Source organism: Prevotella sp. OH937_COT-195, assembly GCF_003932845.1.
In the GTDB taxonomy this organism is placed as follows: domain Bacteria; phylum Bacteroidota; class Bacteroidia; order Bacteroidales; family Bacteroidaceae; genus Prevotella.
Window position 1 is genome coordinate 75172 of record NZ_RQZH01000004.1, and the last position, 24973, is coordinate 100144.

Annotated in this window: 19 protein-coding genes and 1 pseudogene; 2 read left to right on the top strand and 18 right to left on the bottom strand. The window is 44.3% G+C overall.

Going from position 1 to position 24973, the window contains the following annotated elements; translation table 11 throughout:
- Nucleotides 1-73: 73 nt before the first annotated feature.
- From EII32_RS03135 to miaA, 4 genes are all read right to left on the bottom strand, one after another.
- Nucleotides 74-1342, bottom strand: coding sequence for a glycosyltransferase family 4 protein (locus EII32_RS03135; protein ID WP_125234002.1), 1269 nt, complete (start codon nucleotides 1340-1342; stop codon nucleotides 74-76).
- 8 nt (nucleotides 1343-1350) lie between these two features.
- The gene (locus EII32_RS03140; RefSeq protein WP_199741385.1) at nucleotides 1351-3297 is read right to left on the bottom strand and encodes a glycogen debranching enzyme N-terminal domain-containing protein; all 1947 of its coding nucleotides are present in this window, start codon (nucleotides 3295-3297) and stop codon (nucleotides 1351-1353) included.
- Nucleotides 3298-3445: 148 nt separating this feature from the next.
- Complete coding sequence (locus EII32_RS03145) at nucleotides 3446-4378, bottom strand: diacylglycerol/lipid kinase family protein (protein ID WP_125234003.1); 933 nt, start codon at nucleotides 4376-4378, stop codon at nucleotides 3446-3448.
- An 8-nt stretch (nucleotides 4379-4386) separates the two neighbouring features.
- On the bottom strand, nucleotides 4387-5328 hold the full coding sequence (gene miaA / locus EII32_RS03150; protein WP_199741386.1) for a tRNA (adenosine(37)-N6)-dimethylallyltransferase MiaA: 942 nt from the start codon (nucleotides 5326-5328) through the stop codon (nucleotides 4387-4389).
- A gap of 233 nt (nucleotides 5329-5561) precedes the next feature.
- On the opposite strand from miaA, the gene EII32_RS03155 reads away from it, so the two are divergent.
- Complete coding sequence (locus tag EII32_RS03155; protein WP_125234005.1) at nucleotides 5562-5747, top strand: hypothetical protein; 186 nt, start codon at nucleotides 5562-5564, stop codon at nucleotides 5745-5747.
- Between the two features lie 143 nt (nucleotides 5748-5890).
- Here the strand turns inward: EII32_RS03155 and EII32_RS03160 are convergent, their stop codons facing one another.
- The 10 genes from EII32_RS03160 to EII32_RS03205 all read right to left on the bottom strand — a co-directional run bounded on the left by EII32_RS03160 (nucleotide 5891) and on the right by EII32_RS03205 (nucleotide 18300).
- Entirely contained in the window at nucleotides 5891-7444 is a 1554-nt protein-coding gene (locus EII32_RS03160) for a phosphotransferase (protein WP_125234006.1), read from the bottom strand.
- 23 nt (nucleotides 7445-7467) lie between these two features.
- Nucleotides 7468-7656, bottom strand: coding sequence for a hypothetical protein (locus tag EII32_RS03165; protein ID WP_125234007.1), 189 nt, complete (start codon nucleotides 7654-7656; stop codon nucleotides 7468-7470).
- A 168-nt stretch (nucleotides 7657-7824) separates the two neighbouring features.
- A complete protein-coding gene (locus EII32_RS03170) occupies nucleotides 7825-9693 on the bottom strand; it encodes a hypothetical protein (protein ID WP_125234008.1) in 1869 nt (622 codons plus the stop codon).
- 33 nt (nucleotides 9694-9726) lie between these two features.
- Nucleotides 9727-10476, bottom strand: coding sequence for a carboxypeptidase-like regulatory domain-containing protein (locus EII32_RS03175; protein WP_125234009.1), 750 nt, complete (start codon nucleotides 10474-10476; stop codon nucleotides 9727-9729).
- Nucleotides 10470-11108 (bottom strand): GLPGLI family protein, encoded by a 639-nt coding sequence (locus EII32_RS03180; protein WP_255416444.1) that lies wholly within the window; start codon nucleotides 11106-11108, stop codon nucleotides 10470-10472. The genes EII32_RS03175 and EII32_RS03180 overlap by 7 nt, the downstream gene beginning before the upstream one ends.
- A gap of 892 nt (nucleotides 11109-12000) precedes the next feature.
- Nucleotides 12001-13632: a chaperonin GroEL gene (gene groL / locus EII32_RS03185; RefSeq protein WP_125234011.1), complete on the bottom strand. Its 1632-nt coding sequence runs from the start codon at nucleotides 13630-13632 to the stop codon at nucleotides 12001-12003.
- Nucleotides 13633-13668: 36 nt separating this feature from the next.
- Nucleotides 13669-13941: a co-chaperone GroES gene (groES, locus tag EII32_RS03190; RefSeq protein WP_125234012.1), complete on the bottom strand. Its 273-nt coding sequence runs from the start codon at nucleotides 13939-13941 to the stop codon at nucleotides 13669-13671.
- Nucleotides 13942-14091: 150 nt separating this feature from the next.
- Nucleotides 14092-16500, bottom strand: a complete 2409-nt coding sequence (locus tag EII32_RS03195; RefSeq protein ID WP_125234013.1) for an ATP-dependent helicase — start codon at nucleotides 16498-16500, stop codon at nucleotides 14092-14094.
- A gap of 4 nt (nucleotides 16501-16504) precedes the next feature.
- Nucleotides 16505-17236: a monofunctional biosynthetic peptidoglycan transglycosylase gene (mtgA, locus tag EII32_RS03200; RefSeq protein WP_125234014.1), complete on the bottom strand. Its 732-nt coding sequence runs from the start codon at nucleotides 17234-17236 to the stop codon at nucleotides 16505-16507.
- 368 nt (nucleotides 17237-17604) lie between these two features.
- On the bottom strand, nucleotides 17605-18300 hold the full coding sequence (locus tag EII32_RS03205) for an OmpA family protein (protein WP_125234015.1): 696 nt from the start codon (nucleotides 18298-18300) through the stop codon (nucleotides 17605-17607).
- Between the two features lie 163 nt (nucleotides 18301-18463).
- Here EII32_RS03205 and proS point away from each other — a divergent pair, with 163 nt between their 5' ends.
- On the top strand, nucleotides 18464-19945 hold the full coding sequence (gene proS, locus EII32_RS03210; RefSeq protein ID WP_125234016.1) for a proline--tRNA ligase: 1482 nt from the start codon (nucleotides 18464-18466) through the stop codon (nucleotides 19943-19945).
- A gap of 119 nt (nucleotides 19946-20064) precedes the next feature.
- Here the strand turns inward: proS and EII32_RS03215 are convergent.
- From EII32_RS03215 to EII32_RS03230, 4 genes and pseudogenes are all read right to left on the bottom strand, one after another.
- Nucleotides 20065-20181: pseudogene (locus tag EII32_RS03215) on the bottom strand (DUF3853 family protein); the annotation flags it as partial.
- 1183 nt (nucleotides 20182-21364) lie between these two features.
- Entirely contained in the window at nucleotides 21365-22351 is a 987-nt protein-coding gene (locus tag EII32_RS03220) for a hypothetical protein (protein ID WP_125234017.1), read from the bottom strand.
- A gap of 42 nt (nucleotides 22352-22393) precedes the next feature.
- Nucleotides 22394-23128 (bottom strand): NERD domain-containing protein, encoded by a 735-nt coding sequence (locus EII32_RS03225; RefSeq protein ID WP_125234018.1) that lies wholly within the window; start codon nucleotides 23126-23128, stop codon nucleotides 22394-22396.
- 12 nt (nucleotides 23129-23140) lie between these two features.
- The gene (locus EII32_RS03230) at nucleotides 23141-24973 is read right to left on the bottom strand and encodes a DUF262 domain-containing protein (protein WP_125234019.1); all 1833 of its coding nucleotides are present in this window, start codon (nucleotides 24971-24973) and stop codon (nucleotides 23141-23143) included.

Here is a 24973-nt window from a genome sequence, read left to right on the forward strand (position 1 = left end):
TACAGGGGCACGGGCTTTCTTGTTTCTTATAAAAGTTCATTGTTTTCCGTAACAACGTGCAATTTGTCTGCCGCTATTCCCATCCCAGTGTACGCAAATACAGCGTGCGTATCCATTGTCCTGTCTTCTCCCATGTAATCCGGTCAACCTCCTTTTTTCCCTCCTCTTGAAGATACTTGAAAAGGCTCTCGTTGTTACAGATGGAGTACATTGCATCGGCGAGTGCGTGTATGTCCCAGTAGTCAACCTTTATGCAGTTTTCAAGTATTTCGGCACATCCGCTCTGTTTCGAAATTATAGACGGCGTACCACACTGCATTGCCTCGAGAGGCGAGATGCCGAAAGGCTCGGATACCGACGGCATTACATACACGTCAGAGTTCTTCAGGCACTCATACACCTGCTTTCCGCGCAGGAAACCAAGGAAATGGAAGCGGTCTGCAATACCGCGTTCTGCCGCGAGATCGATCATTTCTTCCATCATATCGCCCGAACCGGCAAAGCAGAAACGCACATTGCTCGTTCGGTGCAGCACCATGTTTGCTGCTTCTACGAAGTATTCCGGACCCTTCTGCATCGTGATGCGCCCGAGGAACGTTATCACCTTTTCTTTGCCCGTATGATCCGGACGAGGAATATCCTGCAACCCTTTTCTCAACGGATATACTGCATTATGCACCGTATAACACTTGCGCGGGTCTTGATGGTAGTGGTTTATTACAGTCTGCCGTGTCAGTTCCGATACACACATTATGCAGTCTGCGTTATCCATTCCGTTCTTCTCGATGCCATATACCGCAGGGTTTACGTTACCTCGCGACCGGTCGAAATCCGTTGCATGCACATGTATGCACAACGGCTTTCCGCTCACATTCTTTGCATGTATGCCGGCAGGATATGTCAGCCAGTCGTGCGCATGTATTATGTCGAACTCCTCTGTGCGTGCCACCACCCCTGCGATTATCGAGTAGTTGTTAATCTCATCGTGCAAATTGGCCGGGTATCCGCCGGCAAACTCCATTGCACCGAGGTCGTTTACGTTCATGTAATTGAAGTCTGCATATATGTTATCGCGCAGACGGTAATAGTATTCCGGCTCCATGATGTTTCCCACCCGGCTCTTCACATAGTCGTAGTTCACATCGCGGTAGGCAACGGGAACGGCATTCATGGCGATGATGCGTGCCGCATGCGTACTCTCATCACCGAAAGGTTTTGGCAGGCATAGTGCTATTTCGATGTCTCCCTGTGCCTTCAACCCCTCCGATATTCCGTAATTTGCCGTGGCAAGTCCTCCGAAAACGTGTGGTGGATATTCCCATCCGAACATTAGTACTTTCATAGGTATTATTATTTATATGTATATTTCTCCAGCATTTTCAGCGTTCGGAGAATTTCGGCCACATTCATAGCAAACGACATTGCCCCCCGGGCATGGAACGGTGGGTTGCCATCGCTCATCTCGGGTATTGTGCCAAGGCAGTTGAAAAACATTTCGTCTTCATATCCCACCATTTGTCTCTCTATGAAACTCAGGCGTGTCATTCTATATAGTTTCAAGCAAGCCTCCATGTAGAAACCACCGAGCCACGGCCATGCCGTACCTTGATGATAGGCATAGTCACGTTGCGAGTGCGGTCCTACATACATAGGGTTATACCCTCCGCTCTTCGGTGAGAGCGAGCGTAGCCCCTTGGGTGTGAGCAGTTCGCGTGTACAGATGTCTATTACCGACTTTTTCTGAGCACGGTCGAGTGGCGAATAGTCGAATGCCGCGGCAAAAATCATGTTGGGGCGAACGCTCCAATCCATCATGTTGCCATCTACATAATCGAACAGATAGCCGCAATCGTTCAGGAAAGTGTCTAAGAAAGACCGGCGCGTTTTTTCCGCATGTTCTTCCAAGCGGGCAACATATTCCGTGTCATTGCTTATGCCTGCAAGTTTTGCTGCGAACTTCAAGGCGTTATACCACAACAAGTTGAACTCCACGATGAAGCCCGTACGCGGAACGATTGGCTTGCCGTTGTCGGCAGAGTTCATCCATGTAACGGCTTTCTCCCTGCCTTCCGTGCGCAAAAGTCCGTTCTCTTCGAGTGTCAGATTCGGGTGTTTGCCCGCCATGACAAACTCTATTATGTCTCGCACCAATGTGCCATAGTTACTTATACATTTCTCCTCGCCGACATCCTTGGCATATTGCTGTATTGCCCAAATTGCCCAAAGCGGCACGTCGGGTTGTTCTATCTCGTAAATCTTCACAGTTGACGGTCTGCCCTCCATAAACTCTCGCAGTCCTCGTTCTGCCGTCTTCATAACGAGTTCGAAATAATTCTGTTCTTCGATGGCGAGCGTCAATCCGGGCAGTGCTATGAAAGTGTCTCGCGCCCGGCACTTGAACCACGGATACCCGGCAAGTATGTAGCGGTCGTCTTTCCCTTTGCGGAAATGAAACTGATGTGCCGCATTTACCAAGCAGTGGAAAAAATTGTCTCGTGGCGAACGTTCCTCCACTTCCTTTTCAAACAAAGTCTTCAACGAGCGCGTCTTAACCTCACTCGTAGATGCGGCAAACAGCACGCTCTCTCCTTTCTTTATGTCCATCTCAAAATATCCCGGAACATACAAGTCTTCGTTCGACGCATATCCTCTTTCTTGTTCCTTGGGATACTCAACGCCCCGATACCAATAAGGCATGAATACGAAATCGTTCTTTTTTGAGAACTGCATGTATAATTCCGGATATCCGGCGTACATGCAGGTGCATATCCCGTTATCCACGTTATGGTACTCACGGCTTGCCACGGAGTTCTCGTGGGTGAACTCCTTTACGCTGCGGAAAGCGAGGAACGGGCGGATACGCAGTTTCGTTGCCGAATGGGCATCGACAAGAGTGTATCGTATCAGTATGCGGTCTTCATAATGTTGGAAAACCACTTCCTTCTTCAACATAACCCCACCGACACGGTAAAGTGTTGTAGGAACTTTGTCACAATCAAATTCACGGATATATTTATGTCCCGTCGGACTATAATGATTGCCCTGATATTTGTGCAGTCCGAGATTGAATTCCGCGCCATGCTGAATTACCGTGGCATCGAGCGAAGACAGCAATACATGGTTATCATCGTCAAGTTCAGGCACAGGCACGACGAGCAGTCCGTGATATTTCCTTGTGTTGCAATCCACTATCGTGGAACATGAATATGCCCCCGAACGATTGGTGCGCAACAACTCTCGCGGCAAAACCTCCTCAAGGTTGGTCATCATAGCCTTTTCAAATCTAAGATAGCTCATAATTACTCTGTAATATAGGTTTTTATAAGTTTGACAATCTTGTATTCCGTGTGGCATACCCATGTTTTAAATACGGGCACGGAATTTCTTTTCGTTGCAGATACCCTTTCCATTTACTTGCCATGTCAACGGTTGTTGCAGGTACAAATCAGCAGGGCATGATAAAGTTCAGCACCTCTTGTTCCACCTCTACGCGGAAATCTCCGTGTATGTTGTCGAGCATGCGACCGTCGATATTGACAGGTGCATTCGACACCTCCACGAAATCTACTCTGCGTGTGCGGTACGGGTGTACGCTCTTGTGGTTCAGAATCTTTCCCGAAAGGTAAAGATAGAAGCCTTCGAACAGTTGCATCATCTCAGGATGATACACCACCGAAACGTCCAGCAATCCGTTGTACGGCACGGCATTCGGCGTCTGCCCGTATCCGAGTGCATTGCCCACACACACCATCATAATCTTCCGTTTCACCACGTCTGTGTTTATCTTTACGTGCATCTTATAGTCTTTCCTCCTGAACAACAGCAGCACGAAGGAGAAGATAAACGAGAGAATGCGCGACCCGAAGAAGCGACGGGTCCTCCTACGGAGGTTCATTATGTCGGACAACAGCCCGACGTTGACACTGTTAAGGAAGTAACGGTGACGGCGGTTGCCCTGCTTGTCGGCATACCTTATGCAACCTAAGTCAATCTTCCTCACCCGGCGAGCGATTATCCAATCTATGTTATGCTCTATTTCGCCAACCTCCATTTCCCAGAACGAGGCGAAATCGTTCATAACCCCGTTGGGTATCAAGCCCAACGCTATTTCGTCGCGCACATGTTTCTCGGCATTCATCAGGCAGTTGGCAGCATCGTTGAGGGCAGAGTCGCCACCAACCACCACAATGGTTTTGTATCCGTTGTTTATGAACATCGTTATCAGGCGTTCCACGCTCTTTGTGTTCTCGCTCTGAACTAAGTCATACTCCACGCCTTTCTCCAAGAGACAGTGTTCCACTTTCTCCCGGAATTTATGACGGTTGTGCGTGGCATGTTTCGGGCAATACAATATGCCCCATTTCGACTGTTTCTCCATCTCTTGGTTTATTTATTAAAAACGTATAGTTTCCTCTCTTCTCTTAATTTCAGGATGCGGTCTATTTTTTTCTCCATGGGCAAACTTGCGTCTATCCATTTTATCTCCGTCCCCCTGCGTTCCATTCCGCGGAACCATGTCATCTGCCGTTTTGCAAATTGGTGGATTGCCGTTTCCAGCAGGCGGAACATCTCATCGCGGTCAATCTTTCCGATGACATACTCCGTTACGTATTTATATTCCAATCCGTAATATATGAGGTCTTCCGGCGGCACACCGCTCTTAATCAATTCTCTCACCTCCTCCGCCAGTCCCTCGTCAAGTCTCTGCCGCAGTCTCCTCGTTATCTTCTCCCTGCGTGCATCGCGGTCTATCGCCACCCCTGTCACGAGCGAGTCCGTCCGAGGCATTTTCCTTTCTCCGACAGGTCTGTCGGCATTGTATGTCTCTATCTCTATCGCACGGATTGCGCGTTGTGCCGTATCCACATCGGTTGTGTTGTGCATTGCCGAGTTGTTGCGTTCTTTCAGCCGGATCAGTATAACCGTAAGTTCCTCGAGCGTCTTACCTTCGAGACTCTCTCTCAATGCTGCGTTCTGCGGCACGGGCGACAGGGCATACCCTTTAAGCACCGCTTCGATGTAAAGTCCCGTGCCTCCGCACAGTATCGGCTCTGCCCCCCTGCCCCTTATTTTGTCGTAAACCTCGTGGAAGTCTTGCTGGTACTGAAAGAGGTTATATTTGGTTCCGGGCTCTGCGATGTCGATAAGATGATACGGTATCTGTTTTCCTTCAACCACATAGTCTGAAAGATCTTTTCCCGTACCGATGTCCATGCGGCGATACACCTGCCTGCTGTCGGCGGATATTATCTCTCCGCCTATACATGCCGCAAGACGTGCCGCAAGTGCCGTCTTGCCGCTTGCAGTGGGGCCAAGTATCGTTATCATGTTTGCAAAGATATATAATTTATTTGAAACGAAGAAAAATTTTCTTCGTTTCTATTATATTATTCTTCATTCGGAATAGCAATGTCAAGCGAGGTTATTTTTCCATCTGCCTACACAAAAAGCAATCCGCAAATTATCGACAACGATATAAAACAGACATACAAGCACCGGCATCTTTTTGCATTCGGGTGCTCTTTACCCCAAATCTGTCATCAGACCGCATTTGCTTAGATTTGCCATTGCCGTTACGCTTCCCTACTGCTTTAGCCAGCTTGCTGACATCTGCGCAGCCATTACATCTCGACGCAGCCCGCTACGCCTTCGATGAAACGGCTGTACATCTGCCCAACAATCGGACAAAATCGGTTGAGGGTTCTAATGACAGATTTGGGTTCACTATTTCAAAAGCCGTAAAATGATTTTCAATTCATCTCCTTTCGCAAAGCAAATTCGCCCAAATTACTTACCAAATTCGGCGAAATTGGTCATCAGTTTCGCCGAATTTGCAACACCGTTTGTCGTTGTCTGCATTTCGCGTGGTTGTCCGGCGTATAACAATTTGTCACTTGGCAGGAAAAATCTGTGTTATTTCCTGTTCTCGGTGACACAGTCTTACCTCCACTCCGAACCTGTTGTTTATGTGTTCTGCAAGGTGTTGCGCAGAATATACCGAGCGATGCCTGCCGCCGGTGCAACCGAAAGAGAACATCAACGAGGTAAAACCGCGCTGAATGTAGCGTGCCACATGGGCATCGGCAAGTTGGTACACGTGTTCGAGGAATGTAAGTATCTCACCGTCGTCTTCAAGAAAACGTATCACAGGCTCGTCGAGTCCGGTAAGTTTCTTGTACGGTTCGTACCGCCCGGGATTGTGTGTCGAGCGGCAATCAAAGACATATCCTCCGCCGTTGCCGCTCTCGTCTTCGGGTATTCCGTTTCGATATGAGAAACTGTAAATGCGCACCACGAGCGGTCCCGTGCCGTCGTACTTTGAGAAAGTGGCAGGCCCGTCCTTCGGGTGTGCCTTATAAACATCGCTGTCGGTGGTTTTGTATCCGTCGGCACGCACCGCCGCAGTCTCTTCTTTTACGGCAAACTGTGGTTGTGCGGCGAGCCTGCGCAACATGTCTGTCATGTACGGATAAGGAAAAAAATCGAGTTCCAAGAGTTCGCGCAGATTCTGCATTGCCGGCGGAATGCTGTCCATGAAATGCTGTTTGCGTTCGAAATATCCGCGAAATCCGTATGCACCGAGCACCTGCATGGTGCGGAACAGTACGAACAACGACAGCCGCTGCACGAAATGTCTCACTGACGGCACTTCGATATAGTTGCGCAGCGAGTTGTAGTACTCATATACGAGTTCGCGGCGCAGTTTGTGTGGGTATCTCGCCGATGCCTGCCACAGGAACGAAGCGAGGTCGTAATAAAACGGCCCGCGCCTTCCTCCTTGGAAATCAATAAAATACAACTTGCTTTCGGATTCCCCTTTCTCGGCAGACTTCAGCATAACATTGCGTGCTTGGAAATCCCTGTAAAGAAAACAGTCATACTTTTCCGAAGTCAAATCTTTTGCAAAAAGTCGGAAATTGGCTTCGAGTTTCATTTCGTGAAAGTCTGTTCCGGAAGGTTTCAGAAAACAGTATTTGAAGTAGTTCAGATCGAACAACACCGAGTCGGTATCGAACTCCGGCTGCGGGTGACACTTGTCCCAGTCCAATCCTCTTGCCCCGCGTATCTGTATGTTTGGCAGTTGGCGAATCGTTTCCACGAGCAGTTCCTTCTCTCTCCGGTTATAGCGTCCTCCCGCCTCACGTCCTCCTTTCAACACATCGAAAAGCGATACCGAGCCGAGGTCTTCCTGCAAGTAACACATCTCGTCTTCGGCAACGGCAAATACGCGCGGAACCGGTAACTGCCTGCTCCCGAAATGTCGCGCGAGATATATGAATGCACGGTTCTCGTCGCGACTCGTGCCTACGACACCTATAATTGAAGAGCCGTCCGTGGCGGTCATTCTGTAATACCGGCGGTTGCTTCCCGCACCCGCCATCTTCTCCGTGGCAACAGGCATCTCTCCCCTGTATTTCCGGTATAGTTCAATAAGACTTTCCATTAAAAATAGTTTTGTGGAAACATTCACATCGGTTCGTCGTCATCGTCTCTGCGCTTATTCTCCCACTGCACTATGAAGAAATCTACAAGCAACAGAAGCATGAATATGCCGAGTGCCATGAAGAACGACCCGGTGAGCAACCGCAGACTGACGGCAACTATCAAGAATGCCAACCACTGCCACGGACTTATCCTGTAATTCTTTATATCCATAAGTTATATTTTTCTGCAAAAGTAAACAAAATTATCCATATAAAGAAATATAACAAGCAGGTATTAAGCAGGCAAGTGCGCAACTATTCAGAATTAATATTATATGTAATGTATGTTTTTTCCTACTTTTTCTTTATGTGTGGTATAGTTGCATACCCTTGTTTATGACTAATAATTATATACCACTCCCAGCATTATATAACCCGGCATTCTGTCGTAACTCTCGGTAGAGGTATAGTATGGTGTCGTTATTGTTTGCCACCATTTCATTTCACGGAGATTCAATATGTTCTTTACCGTCAGTGCCAGCATCAGTTTGTTTATCTTGTAGTCTATGTTGCAGCCAAGATCGTACAAGTTGTCACAGTAACCATTGCCTTTCACACGGTTATATCCTAAAAGCAGTTGACTCCTAAAATCATTGATGTGAAACAAAAGTTTGGAATTTATCTCTATTCTGTCCATATCGTTCCTCGTGTTTGTAATACTGACAAGACTACTGTTATGGGAATATTTCATGGATATTTCACCATTTAATATTGATTTGAATTTTGTTGCAAGGTTTAGATCTGAAAACACGGAACATGCTTTTATTTCATTCCTAACATTGTTAATGCCGGAAACATTCGTCAGGTAGTTAAAAGATAATGTTCCTTTGAAATTAATCGGCAAACGCTTAAATCTCTTATCGACAGTGACTATAAAATGAGCATTATCTTGGTTTCCGCCATCTCCATATCTCGTAATGCTGACAATGTTGTTTTGGACAATATTCTGCATCACGGCATTTCTTACCGAAGAAAGATTTGCCCCGAGAATGACATAAAATTGTTTCTGTATGTTAAAGTATTGATACGACAGGGCGAGTTGGTTACTTTTATTATATGGCGAAATAATGTCGGAACCCATCGAAATCTCATTGTAGGCATTAACTATGTTCTTACCGGATAATTTCTCCATATCGATAAGTTCGTTGCCACGCATTAAGGTAATCGAAAGGTTGTGAGATGTGCCGAATTTATAACCTATCTCTGCCAACGGATATACTGCCCATGAATGGTTCGAGAATCTCGAAGTGTAACGGTTGTTTTCAGAGACCAACATTGCTCCTATCCGGTATCTTATCTTATGCGAATTGTTTTTCAGGTAGAACTTCAATGCCAATTCGTTCATGTCTAACCGTTCGTCGTTTCCTGCCATACAATTTCCACACGCCAAACTTAACTTTTGGGTATCATACAGATAAGTCGCCGATGTCTCAAATTTAAAGTTATCCCTCAATACGAATGAATATCCCAAGCCTAATGTCGCATGCAATCTTTCCGTATTCATGCTGTCGTTATAAATATACTTGTTATCCGCTGTCATGGAATATTGAATGGGAAGTATCTTGTTATTGGTATGCAGTTGTTTTACACGTTTCCAACGATCATATCTTACATTGGCAAAGGTGGAGAACATGCCGTCTCCGACACCAATCTTGTTTGATACATCTGTCTCTGCGGAAAAAGAATGCTTGTTGTTCCGCATGACATAATCGTTCGCTCCTCCCCCGTCAGTCCTTGCGTCTCTACCGTCTTTCATGCCGGTGGCATCAATCCTCATGTTCACCTGCGTATGAACGTTGCTCAGCGGTTTCCAATCTGCCTTGAGTTTCCCCAAGAATAAATTACCCTTCTGTTCATTGTCTGAAAAGGTGTTTACCACGGAATTGTCTGAAAGGAAAACGTCTTCCCTGTGCGACCGCCCGGCTTGATCGACATGATTGAGCATGAAATTTCCACTCACAACTAACTTTTTTGAGAACTTGTATTTACCGTCAAACAACATGATATTGCTCAAATCCTTATGAACATTGTCCGGTTTATAAAAAAGGCTGCTTTCCATATCCGACAGCTTCATACTTACACTTCCGTCCGAAACAAGGTCTTCGACATCAATCATACGTTGGATGTATTCTCTGATGGTAAACAGCGGCACGCCGATGTTGTTGCCTGCAAGTACCGAGGTAAAGGAAAACTTTTCTACCGCTCCCATGGTGAACGATTTAAGGCTGTAACGCTTTTCATATCAATAGTTCAGGTTTGCACGTCCGGAGATTTTGGCGAGTCCCTTTGTCTTTATGTTCAGTGCAAGTTGGTCTTTCTGACTGAACCTGTCATCGATGTTGCCTTCCTTATAGTTTTTTATGATTTCTGCACCGTCGACAATTTCTGCAGCCATGTTTTTCAACACATATCCACCGGCATCTTTAGTAAACAAGTCCTTACCGTCAACGAGCAGTTTGTTCACCACATCACCACCATACAACACACTTCCGTTCTCTCTTACATTCACGCCCGGCAACCCTGCGATCAAATCGGCAACGCTGTTTTCAAATCCGTTACTGAAATGTTTTGTGTCAAACTTAATGGTATCGCCGGAAACCTTCACGCCTGAATAGAAGCCCTTTACCACCACCTCGCTCAACATTGTATTGTCCTGACGCAATACTATGTCCAAATCTTCACGTCCGGATATTATTTCCCGTATGTAGTCCTTATATCCGATGCTTCTCACAACCAACCAATATGGCTGCTTGTCTCTTTTTGTATCTATTCTGAATTTTCCGTCTTTCTGCGTTGTGCCGCAAGTCACCATTGGCGGTGTCAGAAGGCTGTCGTTGTACAATAAAACAGACGCTCCCAACACCGGTACGCCGTCTTCTCCTCTCACCTGTCCTCCGACATACACTTGCGAGTATATGACAAGAAAAGGGGAAAAACAAGACAACACACAAATACATGCTCGTTTCGACACCTGCATATATCTATTTACCACTCTTTCTTATTATCGTCAACTTTCATGGAGTTGATATTTTCCAATTTCTTTTTAATGTCAAATCCCGTCATTTTATTGAAATCGGCTTCCTTTATCTTCTTTCCTTTCGTAGGTATCTCCAAGTTCGATTCTTCAAATTCGGAAATATCTTTCAAGTCAATGATATATGCGGGGAACTCCATACGGACAACAAGTCCCGGCAATCCATTATAACCGAATGGTACGTATGGGAAAGGAACATCGGTCGTAAACCATGCAATGATGTCGGGATTATCCCTTAACACAGCCTTGGAACAAGGTTTACCGAGGATAGTATCCGCTTGTGAAACAATATCCCAATCGTTTCTTTCTATTTTTCCTTTCGACAGATACAATTGTTCGTTATACTCCGACTGTCTGATACAAGTACTATCTCTGAAATCCATGAAAATATTCTTCACATCTATAGCCATCGGCATTTTATCTATACTTTCAGGCTCTTTCCTGAACAGATAGCGTCCGTCATAAACGGAAAGTGAATATATTTTTTTGTCTTCTTTTATCCTTTCCAACATGATATTCCTTGCCATCTCATTTTCAATCTCCAGAAATCCCTCATGCATTATAAATGTTGAGACATAGGTACACTTTATCCCTTTCGGTTATGCACCTGCCGAAAGGGATAAGGCGGAAAGTAAAAATATAATTATTAACTTCATAGATAACTATTTAAAATCATTTCCGTTTCTTCACTACAACAAACTCGTAACTCTCACTAACAATTTTTCCATTTAGTCATATAGTGACATGACAAATTATTATTAGTTTGATAAAATAAATAATATTAACCTCACGATGTGTTACATTAGCATCAGAGTTTATAATTTCAGATAGCATACAATATTGTTTTCCAACATTGTAACATTCTACACACAGAATACTTGACACTGACAATATTGTCATCAATCAAATAATAAAAACTAAAATCTTTTTCACAATCATATTCTTTATTTTTTATAAATAGATATATTAAGGTATATATAACACCTGATTTGAACTAATCGTTACCACTCTGTTGGTTAGATTTAAGATTTGAGAACCGTATAAATAATTTATATTTAGTGCAAAAATAAACTTTTTTCTTGATATCACCAATAGTTTTTTATATTTTTATCTTAACTTTCACGCTTTTCCTTAATTATTTTATACTATATTCAGAGAATTTATTTAATACAACATCGGCAAGTTTTCGGCATACTAATATAAATTGACAACAAAAAAATCGGGTGCCTCACGACGCCCGATTTTCAAAAACAAACTACTTAAAAACTAATCTACTAAAACAAATCAAAAAAATATCTTTAATCGGATTGTATCCGATACATTTTTTTATTTCTGTTGCAAAATTATTATATTTAGCCTAACTGCCAAAATCTTTTTTATATAATTTGGGCAAAAAACGACTAAAAAAACAGCAAAAGAGGTCAATCGGAAACGATTAACCTCTTTTTTGATATGTTTAGTTTACAAAATGACGTTTTAATATTACATCATTCCACCCATTCCCGGGGCACCGCCCATCGGCATTGCAGGCTTGTCTTCCGGTTTGTCAACAATCAGACATTCTGTTGTGAGGAACATACCGGCGATGCTTGCAGCGTTCTCGAGTGCCACGCGTGCGACCTTTGCCGGGTCTATTACGCCTGCCTCGCGCAGGTCTTCATACACGTCCGTACGGGCATTGTAACCAAAGTCGCCTTCGCCTTCATAAACTTTCTGTACTACAACGGCACCCTCTCCGCCTGCGTTTATCACTATCTGGCGCAACGGTTCCTCGATGGCACGTTCCACAATCTTTATACCTGTCTCCTCGTCTGCGTTATCGCCTTTCAGTGCTTTCACTGCATTGATGGCACGTATATACGTGGTACCTCCACCGGCAACGACACCTTCCTCAATGGCGGCACGTGTTGCGCAGAGTGCATCGTCAACGCGGTCTTTCTTTTCTTTCATCTCAACCTCGCTGTTGGCACCTACATACAGCACGGCAACTCCGCCTGCGAGTTTGGCGAGACGCTCCTGAAGTTTCTCCTTGTCGTAAGAACTTGTGGTTTTCTCTATCTCGTTCTTTATCTGTGCCACACGGTCGGCAATGGCAGTTTTATCTCCCGCGCCGTTAACGATGGTTGTGTTATCTTTGGAAACTACAACCTTATCGCAAGTTCCGAGCATGTCGAGCGTTGCTTGTTCGAGTTTCAAGCCCTTCTCTTCGCTTATCACGAGTCCGCCGGTCAACACTGCTATGTCCTCGAGCATTGCCTTGCGACGATCGCCGAATCCGGGTGCTTTTACGGCACACACTTTCAATCCTGCACGCAGACGGTTCACAACGAGTGTGGTAAGTGCTTCCGAGTCAACATCTTCGGCTATGATAAGAAGCGGCATGCCATTCTCCGCTGCCGGCTGAAGAATCGGCATAAGGTCTTTCAGGTTTGATATTTTCTTGTCGTATATGAGGATGCGCGGGTGATCCATTACGCACTCCATCTTGTCGGCATCGGTCATAAAATAACCCGAAAGGTATCCACGGTCGAACTGCATTCCTTCAACGACACCGATATGAGTGTCACGGCTCTTGCTTTCTTCTATGGTTATCACGCCGTCTTTGCTTACCTTGCGCATTGCATCGGCGAGCAGTTTTCCTATTTCAGGGTCGTTGTTAGCACTTACCGTTGCCACCTGCTCAATCTTGTCGTAGTTGTCGCCAACCACCTCGGCATGTTCTTTTATGTGTTTTACAACAGCAGACACAGCCTTGTCTATGCCTCGTTTCAAATCCATGGGGTTTGCTCCTGCCGTTACGTTCTTGAGTCCCACGTTGATTATGCTCTGTGCAAGTATCGTGGCGGTGGTGGTTCCGTCGCCCGCATCGTCACCTGTTTTAGATGCCACACTCTTTACGAGTTGTGCACCGGTATTCTCGAAACGATCCTCCAATTCTATTTCCTTTGCCACCGTAACACCGTCCTTTGTAATTTGAGGTGCACCGAATTTTTTTTCGATGATTACGTTGCGTCCCTTCGGTCCGAGTGTCACCTTCACTGCGTTTGCCAACTGGTCAACACCATTTTTGAGCAAATCGCGTGCATCCATATTGAATTTTATATCCTTAGCCATAGTTATGTTGTAAGTTAAATTTTAAATGTAAGATTTTTATTTGTTTATTACTGCGAGAACATCGCTCTGTCGCATGATGAGATATTTCTTTCCCTCATATTCCAATTCTGTACCGCTATATTTTGCGTAGAGAACTTCGTTGCCCTCTTTGAGAATCATCTTCTCGTCTTTTGTACCGTCGCCTGCTGCCATTACCGTACCGTGTAACGGTTTCTCCTTTGCAGTATCGGGAATGATGATACCGCCAATTTTTTCCTCGGCCGTTGCCGGAAGAATCAGAACTCTGTCTGCCAATGGTTTGATATTCATAATTTTTAATATTTAATGTTTAGTAATCTCTGCCCATGTCAATGCGAAAAGCGTGCCAAACTGACATTTGGCACGTCTTGTCATCAACACACTGAAATTTTGTCAGTATCTCATTATAATATATGTGTGGCGTGATGCGGTGTTGCGAATTTATTCTACGACTTTGAACTTTGCAAATTTCAGCAGCAACTGTTTTGTGCCGACATTGCGGAAAGCGACCGTTGCTTTTACGTTCTCTCCCGTACCTTCTACATTGATAACGTTTCCGATGCCGAATCGGTCGTGCTCTATCGTTGCACCGACTTGCAGGTGTGATATGGACGAAGAACGGCAGTTTGCGGTTGGCACGACTTGTCTCGGAGATGATACGGCATTGACACGCCGGAGATTACCGCTCGCTGTGGCAAGCGTACGTCTGAAAGCCGGAGAGAGAGGGTCGCTTCCACGCTCCTCGCGATGTATCGCTTCGCGTTCCTTCGGGTCGGCACGAAACTGTGACGCCACGGGATTGGAGTTTTGGTATCTGCCACCGCCATACCTTCCGGACGACGGACGTGAAGACGGTAAGAAAAAAGAATCTCCCGACTCGCTATCAATACGCATCAACGAGGGGTTTATTTCGGCAAGAAAACGACTCGGAGTGTCAAACTCCATCTTGCCGTATCGGAACCTGTTGCGGGCAAACGTGAGAATACAGTTGCGCTCGGCACGCGTGATGGCAACGTAGAGCAGGCGGCGTTCTTCTTCGAGTCCGCGCTTTGTTTCGGCAGACATCGGACTGGGAAATATGTTCTCCTCGAGTCCGACCACGAACACCGTCGGAAACTCAAGTCCTTTGGCCGAATGAACGGTCATCATGGTAACGCGTGATGTCTCTGCATCGTCATCGCTGTCCAAGTCGCTGAGCAGAGAAACTTCTTGCAAATAGTCCACCAACATGCAGTGCTCATCACCCTCCTCACGCTTGCTTTCCACGAAATCTTGCAGTCCGCCAAGTAGTTCATCAAGGTTTTCCTGCCGCGATACATATTCCGGCGTGGTCTCGCCGTAAAGATCCTTCTGTATGCCCGAAGAAACTATTATATCTCTTCCGAGTTCGTAGGCATTGACATTGTCTTTCTTCTCTATGAACTGCATTATCAACTCGCGGAAAGCATTGAGTTTGGCAAGTGTACCTTTGTTGACATTGAGCCTTGAATACAATGGACGCGAAATAACCTTCCACATGCTCACGGAAGACTCGTAGGCACACGAATATATCTTCGAAACGGTTGTTGCACCGATACCGCGTGCCGGATAATTAATAATTCTGCGCAATGCCTCGTCGTCATCGGGATTTACCACAAGGCGCAGATATGCAATAACATCCTTTATCTCCTTGCGCTGATAGAAACTCAATCCTCCATACACACGATATGGAATGTTGTTGTGGAGCAGAGCCTCTTCGAAAGCACGGCTCTGCGCATTCGTGCGGTACAAGATTGCGAAATCGTCCCATGTGCAGTTCTCCCGTCTGCGAATCGCCTTAATCTCGTTGCAAACCACGACAGCCTCTTCCCTGTCGCTGTATGTAGGTTTGAGAATCAACTTGTTGCCGTTGCCGTTCTTGCTGTAAATTTCTTTCGGTATTTGCCGTTCGTTGTGGCGGATAAGACTGTTTGCCGCCTCCACGATGTGCTGTGTACTGCGATAGTTGCGCTCAAGTTTGAACAACTTTGCTCCGTTGTACATCTCACGGAAATTCAAGATATTGTCTATGTTGGCACCGCGGAAACTATATATACTCTGTGCGTCGTCGCCAACCACGCATACGTTTTTACGCTCGCTCGTGAGTTGAAATACAATCTTCTGCTGCACGGTGTTAGTGTCTTGATACTCGTCTACGAGTACATACATGAACCGTTCGGCATACTTGCGCCTTATGTCTTCGTTGTCTCGGAGAAGTGTGTGTGTCATCAACAAGAGATCGTCAAAGTCCATGGCATTTGCCTGCCGACATCTGTCGGCGTACGCCAGATACACCTTATATATATTGGGTACGCGTTGGCGGCGGTCGTTCTCTATTGCATTATAGTCGTTTGCATAATCACTTGCATTTATGAGACGATTTTTCGCCATGCTGATACGTCCGTGTACGGAAGCCGGTTTGTATATTTTGTCGTCAAACCCCATCTCTCTTATGATATTCTTAAGCAGCGACCGCGAGTCTGCCTCGTCATAAATGGTAAAATTCGACGTATATCCTATACGTTCAGCCTCAACTCGCAGTATTCTCGAAAAGATTGAGTGGAACGTCCCCATTACAAGTTTGCCTGCCACTTCGCTACCAACGAGTGAGCCGATGCGCTGCTTCATCTCGCGCGCCGCCTTGTTGGTAAATGTGAGCGCCAATATGTTCCACGGCTTTATGCCTAACTGTAGAAGATAGGCTATCTTATATGTAAGTACGCGGGTTTTACCCGAACCGGCACCGGCGATTACCAGCGATGGACCTTCGGTTGACATAACAGCCTCGCGCTGGCTGTCGTTGAGTTGCGAAAGAATGCTCTCTGTATCCATGTTGCTATTTCTTATATATTCCGCCTTTTACCGTGCTCTTGTCAATATCTTCGTTCTCGGCGGGGAACTTTGGTATAAACTTCATGTTTGCCTCTATCTTGGCACGCCGTCCGCGGACATATTTACTCGGTTCGAGCGATGAATATTTACGCGGGTTAGGCAATGTGGCTGCTATCAGTGCGCACTCTGAACGCGTGAGGTTCTTGGCAGATTTGCCGAAATGCAGGCGTGCCACAGCCTCCACACCGTATATGCCGTCGCCCGTTTCAATGGAATTTAGATATACTTCCATTATCCGCTGCTTGCTCCACATTAATTCAATCAGCACCGTGAAATATGCTTCCAACCCTTTCCTCAACCATGTCCTGTCGGGAAATAAAAACACGTTCTTTGCCGTTTGCTGCGATATGGTACTCGCGCCGACTTTCTTTCCACCTGCGGCATTCTGCTTCGCAGCATGCTCAATCTGCTTGAAATCGAAACCGTGATGTATGAGAAATCTTGCGTCTTCGCTCCCCATAACAGCCACCGGCATGCTCGGCGACATGTCTTCGAGACTTATCCATTTGTGTTCCACACGAGGCGAACGACCATCAAACATCTGCTCGGCACAGCGTATGACCATGAGCGGCGTGACATAGACGGGAACAAACCGATATATCACTACCGAGAGGATTGTGGATACGAAAAATGCCACAACCGCCATGCGCAAAAATTTCTTTATCTTCTTCCACATTGTTTATGACTGTGAAACATTAAAGTGGGATTCTGTAAATAAACTCTGCCGAATCGAGAGACTGTCTTCGAGTACGAAACGGTAATAAACGAAAGAGTGTTGCTTGATACATGACCGAGCAAATCAACATTTATAACCGAAAAGACTCCTCAAATATGACAAAACTTTTATTCACAATATATATTTAAATTTCGAGGTGGCAAACAAGTATTCGAGATTAATATTAATATATGTATGGCTTTATCTGTTTTTACCTTATTTGTATATTCATGTTTTTGAACACCCGCTTAATTTGTTGAACACAACTTAAAAAAGAGGGCGATTTTGTATGGTCGCCCTCTTTGCTATGTTTACTTACAAATTAGTGATTAACGGAGCGTTCCGTTGTTGGCGGCATTGATCATCGCATCGCTTGCATACATATAAATCTCAACACGACGATTCTGTGCCTTTCCTGATGCGGTGCTGTTGCTCGCTACCGGGTTTTCCTCTCCGTAGCCTTCGCACATCTTTATCTGATTGTACTTCACGCCATGGCTTGTCAAGAAATTGCAAACGCTCTGTGCGCGCTGCAATGACAACTGCCTGTTCTTCTCGTAACTCTGTGCAGCAGAATAGCCGCGCCATCCCTGATTGTCGGTGTAGCCCTGAATAGCCACATCGGTGTCGGAGAACTCTCTCAACATATTTGCAAAATCGGTAAGAGCGTATCTTGCAGAAGGCTGCAAATCTGCCCTGCCCGTACTGAAAAGGATACCACTGTCGAAAGACACTTTCACGGCTTTCAAACCATTGGCATCGGTAATCTCTTCCACCTTGGCGTTCTCAATTGCCTGAGCACGCTCGGCAGCTTTGTCCATCTTCTTACCGATTAACGCACCTGCACCTGCACCTACGGCAGCACCTACGGTTGCACCAACAGCTGTGTTTCCTGCAATTTTACCTACAACAGCACCAAGCAATGCACCGCCACCTGTACCAATCAAGGCACCCTTGCCGGTGTTGTTGCAACTTACCAATACAGAAAGACACATTGCAAGTGTCAAAAACTTAAACTTTTTCATTTTCGTATAGTTTTAAATGTTAATATTAATATTTAATAATCAAATTATATATCTCAGCAAAGATAAACCTCTGCAAATTTAATTCTTTTTCTTGAATAACACAATTTAAACCAACTTTTTTTATTATTTTTGCACTCAAATTTCAAATAATGATTTTTTTGACATGGCAAAAGAACTAAAAGAACTTACCAAACGTGCCGAAAATTATAGTCAGTGGTACAATGATTTGGTGGTTAAGGCAGAACTTGCCGAGCAGTCGGCGGTACGCGGTTGTATGGTCATAAAACCGTACGGATATGCTATATGGGAGAAAATGCAGCAGCAACTTGACTTGATGTTCAAGGAGACAGGGGCACAGAATGCCTACTTCCCGCTCCTCATACCAAAGTCGTTTCTTTCGAGAGAAGCGGAACACGTTGAAGGTTTCGCAAAGGAATGTGCCGTAGTGACACATTACCGTCTGCGTGCGAAAGAAGACAAGAGCGGAGTAGAGGTAGACCCCGCAGCAAAACTTGAGGAAGAACTGATAGTAAGACCTACATCGGAAACCATAATATGGAACACTTATAAAAACTGGATTCACTCATGGCGCGACCTGCCACTGATGTGCAACCAGTGGTGCAACGTGATGCGATGGGAAATGCGAACACGCCCCTTCCTCCGTACAAGCGAATTCCTTTGGCAGGAAGGACACACCGCACACGCAACAAAGGAAGAGGCGGATAAAGAGGCAAAACTTATGCTCTCGGTATATGCGAAATTTGCCGAACAGTGGATGGCCGTGCCTGTGGTGCAAGGCGTGAAGAGCGAAACAGAAAGATTTGCCGGCGCACTCGACACTTACACCATTGAAGCCATGATGCAGGACGGCAAGGCTTTGCAAAGCGGAACAAGTCATTTCCTCGGGCAAAACTTTGCCAAAGCATTCGATGTAACATATCTTAACAAAGATAACAAACCGGAATATGTATGGGCTACATCATGGGGCGTATCCACACGTTTGGTGGGTGCATTGATAATGACTCACTCCGACGACAACGGACTCGTACTGCCACCAAGACTTGCTCCGCTGCAAGTGGTAATAATTCCCATTGCCAACAAACCGGAACAACTTGCCGCAGTAAACGAGAAAGTTGAAGTCATAGTGAAAGAATTGAAAGCAAAGGGCATAAGTGTAAAATATGACAACTCTGACAACAAACGCCCCGGATTCAAATTCGCAGACTACGAACTTAAAGGAGTTCCTGTAAGATTAGTACTGGGTGCACGTGACTTGGAAAACGGAACAATCGAGGTTATGCGCCGAGACACTTTGGAAAAAGAAACACGCAGCATCGAAGGAATATCCGAATATGTCGAGACACTGCTTGAAGACATACAACAGAACATTTTCAACAAGGCAAAAACCGCCCGGGACGCACGAATATACGAATGCGACAACTACGAGGAATTCAAAGAACGCATAAAGGACGGCGGTTTCTTCCTGTGCCATTGGGACGGTACGACAGAGACGGAAGCAAAGATAAAAGAAGAAACACAAGCAACAATACGATGCGTACCGTTAGGATTTGAACAGACAGAAGGTGTCGATATGGTAAGCGGCAAACCGGCAAAACACCGCGTAATAATAGCACGCAGTTACTGATTTCGAACAAAAACAGATGCAAACATATAATGACAGGATTGTTTCTGAACACCAGTTTTATATGTTTGCATCTGTTTTTGTCGTAATATAGAGTGTTGAGAGGACGAAGATTGCATAACTGATGATTTCTCTATGTTGATTTGAAGATACGACACATTGCCGTGCTGTGCAAGGAAAAGCAACTCTTCACCGGTCATCTGCCAAACAGGTTTGCCCAATAATTCGTTTATCGTCATAATTCGATTGTTTTGAAATGAATAACTCGCCCTTGCGCATAGGGCATTCAGTCAGCTCTGACAATGCAAAAGTAGAGGGCTTTTAATGTTCTACCAAGTGAAAGGGATATGGCGGGAAATATAAGAGAAAATAGGGAAATCAGAGACAATCAAAAACACTTAAACCATACTCATAAAGTGAACAATATCGAGCAAAATACCGTTTATAAGTAATCATTATGATTGTTTTAGTGATTTTCTCTTACACGTACATTAGATTCTAAACAGGTGTAGAACTATAAAAATATTGAGAGGAAATCGTGTCTAATTTTTCACCAAGGGTAGCAACCTAACTTTGTGAAGGGAAAATAAGTCTCTGTTCGCAAAATTCAGCCTCTCATTTACTTCCAACAAACACTCTCCCTCGTAAGAACAAACTTTGGTTCCGTATCATCACCACGGCCAAAGCTGCATGGTCGATGCCCCAGACCAAGCACGAATACCCGCAATCGCTTTTCCACCGTGCGAGATTGATTGCACCTACCGCTACAAGCTCCCAAAGGGCTCACTCCCTCCTCCCTCGAGTATATCAAAAATGGGCGGTAACCAACCACTAGGCGGCAAGGTGTCCGCCAGAGTAAAGCGACTACCAATAAAAAGAAAGCAAGCCTTGGTGCCGCACAATGGCGGATCCAAAGCTTGCTTGCTAGTATGAGTTAGGGATTGATGCCGAATGGTCGAGATTATAAGCTCGATTCACGAAAGCCCGCCCCGAAGGGGAAATTCTTAAATGATTAAGTTATGTTTCGCTTATACCATTTAACCAAATGACAGCTAATAATAAAGATGTAAATCAGAGAAACAAGCATATATACATCGCTTAATAGCGATACCCATATCTTGAAACAATTGATTTCGCAAAGTATCTGTGCTATAAGGACTATGCAAAAGAACAAATTTACATAGAACCAATGTAAGCTATATTTAGCAATCGACTGCATTAACATGGTTATATTGCTGCTTTTTTTGTATTTAGAGCCACTGCTAATAGAAATACCTTTGCTTTTAATCTGCTCTATGAGGTCGTCTTTAGATGTTTTACCAGACACAACAAAAGCCACACTTAGAGTAAGCAACGATAAAGAAATACCCAACATCGCTATACCCCAAGTAAGGATAACATTTAACGAATTGTTCGAAAATGTTAGTTGCTGAATAAGTCCTTCAATAGACATTCTATATTGGCTTTGATGGTCTTGGTTTCGAATAATTTATGATTTACAATATCATTTTCTTCTACCTCCAACTCGAAATTAAAGCTATTCTCAAAGGCTTGCTCTAGAGATACCTTCGCATCTTTTACTCGTTCTGTTATTTTTGCTGTCAATTTTCGTTTATCAGTGGCAAAGATACGAAAAATTCTTTGTGCATATCCATCAAAAGAATTATCTGTAATCAAATCTTCAGCGTCAGATGAAGCCACATTCTCTAAACTTATAGTGGTTTCTTTTCTATTCTTCGCACTATATGTGTAAGATGCGAGTTTAGGCGGCAGAGTAACATCAGTTCCGTCTTCAAAATTTGAAAGGAGTATTTCTATACGAACAATTTTTTGAGCAGTTCTAATCTCTTCTTTGAATTTATCTTCCTTTATATTGCGAATTGGGGCATCAAAAACAGTTTTGAGCATATTACGTGCCAGTTGACTCATATCAAGATTTAACTTTGATGGGTCTTCGTATATGAAGACATACAAGAACCAATGCCCTTTTGTTGTCCTATCTTTAGGAAAAACTATTCTGGGATAGAGTAAAACTATGTTTGTAGAAATTGTAAGTTTATCTGCATAGTCAACATGTGTAGGATTCTCTTTATCGTTGTCATGGCGAAGAAAACCGCCACACAAATTAGTTCTTTCCGTAGAAACACGCAACAAAAGAGCATAGTCTTCTCCAAACTTTATGTCCTCTGCTTGTATTTTTGCAACAGAAACAGATTCACTCTTTCCTTTCTTTCCAAACTGACAAAGATTAGAGTTCTGCTCGTTATATGTATTGATATCTCTTTTGAGTTTATCAATAATATCTTGCTCTTTCAAGTCAAAAAGTGTTCCTGTATCATGCTCTTTCATCTCAGAAAGATAAACAGGAATCTTCAATAGTAATTTCTTTGGTTTCTGATTTTTCGCCATTGTTTCAGATGTAAAAAAGAAATTTTGTTATGGAAATAATTCTTACTTGTTTAAAGTGAATGTACATTTGGGATGGTTTGAGCATCCATAGAAACGACCATATTTTCCACGTCGTTCAACAAGCATACCTCCGCATCTTGGGCATATACCATGTTGAATCTTATTTCGGGTGTCATATCGCTTGCTTTTTGCGTTGTACTTGTGTTCACGCATAGCTCCTTTCTCTTGTGTCCGACTGCTCGCTTCAATACGGCTGATGATTTTCGTTTTGAGTTCCTGACTAATCACAGTTTCTTTATATTGTAAGAAGGCATCTTTCAAATAATATCGGTTAACCACAATGTGGTTGTTGACATTAACTTTGAGGTCTGCCTCATTATTGAAAACAACGATAGGCACAAATGGAATATAGCCTAAATCTTTCAGCAAGAACTTCAAGAAACGAATATGCCCATCATTCTGATGAATAGGATTATAAAAGGTAGATTTACGCTTGTAGATAATTTGCGTCCAGTACTCTGATTTTTCTCCTCCAAGAATCCAACCTTTGTAGCCTTTGGTTTCAATAACAAAAACGGCATAAGGTGATACAACGATATGGTCGATTTGTGTTGACCTACCATTACTCATAAAGAGCACATCGTCTATGACGTGATATTCCTCTGGTAGCTGCATCAATTTATGATACACCATTTTCTCCGCAATCTTACCTTTGTTGAAGCGAAGGTAACGCATAGCAGAGAAAGCCAGAATTACTATGAGCGCAGGTAGGAACATGAATCGTTATTGTTATTCTCCAGGAAATTTATAAACTTTCATCAACTCGTCTACCAAGGTTGCGGTGCGGGTCTTGATATCATCGACAGTCCATTTATCCATTGTAGCTATTTCACGGTTGATGTCAAGACCATTCTTGTAACCGATGAAACGCTGACCATCTTTGCTTTTACGGTCACGTTTTTCCTCGAATGACTTGTTTCCCAGTGTACTATTATAGCCTGTAATGGTAAGGTTACCGATTTTATGAGTGTACTCTTCGAGATACTGTTTTGCCAGTTCCTTATCGCCATCTGCAATCATATTGACCCAACTTTCAGGGATATTCTGCCCCTCTGGGAAGATATGCTCAATAGTCCATACAAACACTTTCTTATCGGTGCGACGCCAAAGGTCGGTCCAAGTCTCTTGCGTCATGGCAGCCTCTGCAAGTTTACAGAGAATGTAGCGTGTTGCGCCAACATTATCCTTGTAAACATCGCCCTCCAAACTGCGACGGAACTGCTCGTCAGATGCGCAGTTGGTTGGTGTGCTTAAAATGTCAATAATCATCGATACCACTTTGTCACCAGTCGCTTGTGCCTCTTCCAATTTACTGATTATATCCATAAAGATGCGTGTAAGGTCGCGAGTGTTAGGATAGTCAGTAATATTACGGCGAACAAAGTACTTGGCAAGCAAGCGGATAATCAAATTGATTTGTTCCTCTGAAACCGCAAGTTCCTCCTGGTTGCGCATTAAGTACATGAGCAACAGATAGGATGGTGCACCTTGAATGTGATCAAGGTCTTCCAACGCTTTGCGGTATGGATTCTCAATGGTATCTTGTAAGATAAGCCATGAGTAGATTTGACCACATTGCAAAATGTCGTCAAGGAACGAGGGAAGGTCTTTGTTGATTAGGCTCTCGAAGATATTGAGCAAGTTGGAGCGAGTAGCTACAACACCCAATGGGTCTTTCTTGCGGTCAGCGTCACTTTGGAAAGGCTCGTTCAAACGGTGTTTGAAGGCATTATAGTACTGGCGGAAGAAGCGTTCCTGTATGCTATAATCTTCAGAAAGGTTGCCGAGCAACGTCTGCCAGCGATTAAAGCAATCATCAATCGTAAGGTTATTCCCCTCTGCTTTTGCCATGATAAGGTTTTTCATCAAGTCAATAGCTGTGAGTGGAGTTCCTCGATTGTTTAGCGATTCAAACAGCACATAAGCATCAGAGTGTGAAGAAACCTCAATCTTCACCAACATGGCTTGTTTCACCTTGTTGTATTTTCCCAACAGGAAATCTACAACACTTTCATCATTCAATGACTCAATCTCTTTGTCGATGCGTTTCAAGAAGTAATTATAGCAACGTGCAATCTTGCGCTGTGCATAATAAGGATGCTTGGAAGCAGATGCTTTGCGTAACGCAATGCCATTCATCAGATGATTGAAATCGTCTAAGTTATAGTTCTGCACCTGAGGTACAAGTTTCATCTCATTGGGAGAGTTCTTGCTCTTCAATGATTTTCTCAACGATGGCAAAACGTCTTCGTCATCCTCGCTCATTTCAGCCTTGTGTTCTTTCAGACGCGTATATATGGCTGTTAGGAACAAACTGATGGTGGTCAGTCGTTGCTGTCCGTCAATCACCTCCAAATATGGATTGATTGCATCACCCAGTGGGATGCAGATAATAGAGCCGATGAAATATTCATCATTGTTTTCACTGATGTCATCGTAGAGCGCTTCCCACTCACGATAACTCCATGTGTATTCACGCTGATACTTGGGGATGGTGTAGTAGAAATTTCCATCCGCAGAAAGTACCTCGTAGATATGATATTTGTTTACGCTCTGAATCAT

What these genes read in the sequence shown, in the direction of transcription:
- groL (WP_125234011.1), bottom strand. Translation starts at nt 13,632, where the DNA reads ATGGCTAAGGATATAAAATTCAATATGGATGCACGCGATTTGCTCAAA.
- EII32_RS03220 (WP_125234017.1), bottom strand. Translation starts at nt 22,351, where the DNA reads ATGGCGAAAAATCAGAAACCAAAGAAATTACTATTGAAGATTCCTGTT.
- EII32_RS03145 (WP_125234003.1), bottom strand. Translation starts at nt 4,378, where the DNA reads ATGGAGAAACAGTCGAAATGGGGCATATTGTATTGCCCGAAACATGCC.
- EII32_RS03140 (WP_199741385.1), bottom strand. Translation starts at nt 3,297, where the DNA reads ATGAGCTATCTTAGATTTGAAAAGGCTATGATGACCAACCTTGAGGAG.
- EII32_RS03230 (WP_125234019.1), bottom strand. Translation starts at nt 24,973, where the DNA reads ATGATTCAGAGCGTAAACAAATATCATATCTACGAGGTACTTTCTGCG.
- EII32_RS03165 (WP_125234007.1), bottom strand. Translation starts at nt 7,656, where the DNA reads ATGGATATAAAGAATTACAGGATAAGTCCGTGGCAGTGGTTGGCATTC.
- EII32_RS03160 (WP_125234006.1), bottom strand. Translation starts at nt 7,444, where the DNA reads ATGGAAAGTCTTATTGAACTATACCGGAAATACAGGGGAGAGATGCCT.
- EII32_RS03225 (WP_125234018.1), bottom strand. Translation starts at nt 23,128, where the DNA reads ATGTTCCTACCTGCGCTCATAGTAATTCTGGCTTTCTCTGCTATGCGT.
- miaA (WP_199741386.1), bottom strand. Translation starts at nt 5,328, where the DNA reads ATGATAACGATACTTGGCCCCACTGCAAGCGGCAAGACGGCACTTGCG.
- EII32_RS03135 (WP_125234002.1), bottom strand. Translation starts at nt 1,342, where the DNA reads ATGAAAGTACTAATGTTCGGATGGGAATATCCACCACACGTTTTCGGA.
- proS (WP_125234016.1), top strand. Translation starts at nt 18,464, where the DNA reads ATGGCAAAAGAACTAAAAGAACTTACCAAACGTGCCGAAAATTATAGT.
- EII32_RS03170 (WP_125234008.1), bottom strand. Translation starts at nt 9,693, where the DNA reads ATGGGAGCGGTAGAAAAGTTTTCCTTTACCTCGGTACTTGCAGGCAAC.
- EII32_RS03195 (WP_125234013.1), bottom strand. Translation starts at nt 16,500, where the DNA reads ATGGATACAGAGAGCATTCTTTCGCAACTCAACGACAGCCAGCGCGAG.
- EII32_RS03205 (WP_125234015.1), bottom strand. Translation starts at nt 18,300, where the DNA reads ATGAAAAAGTTTAAGTTTTTGACACTTGCAATGTGTCTTTCTGTATTG.
- mtgA (WP_125234014.1), bottom strand. Translation starts at nt 17,236, where the DNA reads ATGTGGAAGAAGATAAAGAAATTTTTGCGCATGGCGGTTGTGGCATTT.
- groES (WP_125234012.1), bottom strand. Translation starts at nt 13,941, where the DNA reads ATGAATATCAAACCATTGGCAGACAGAGTTCTGATTCTTCCGGCAACG.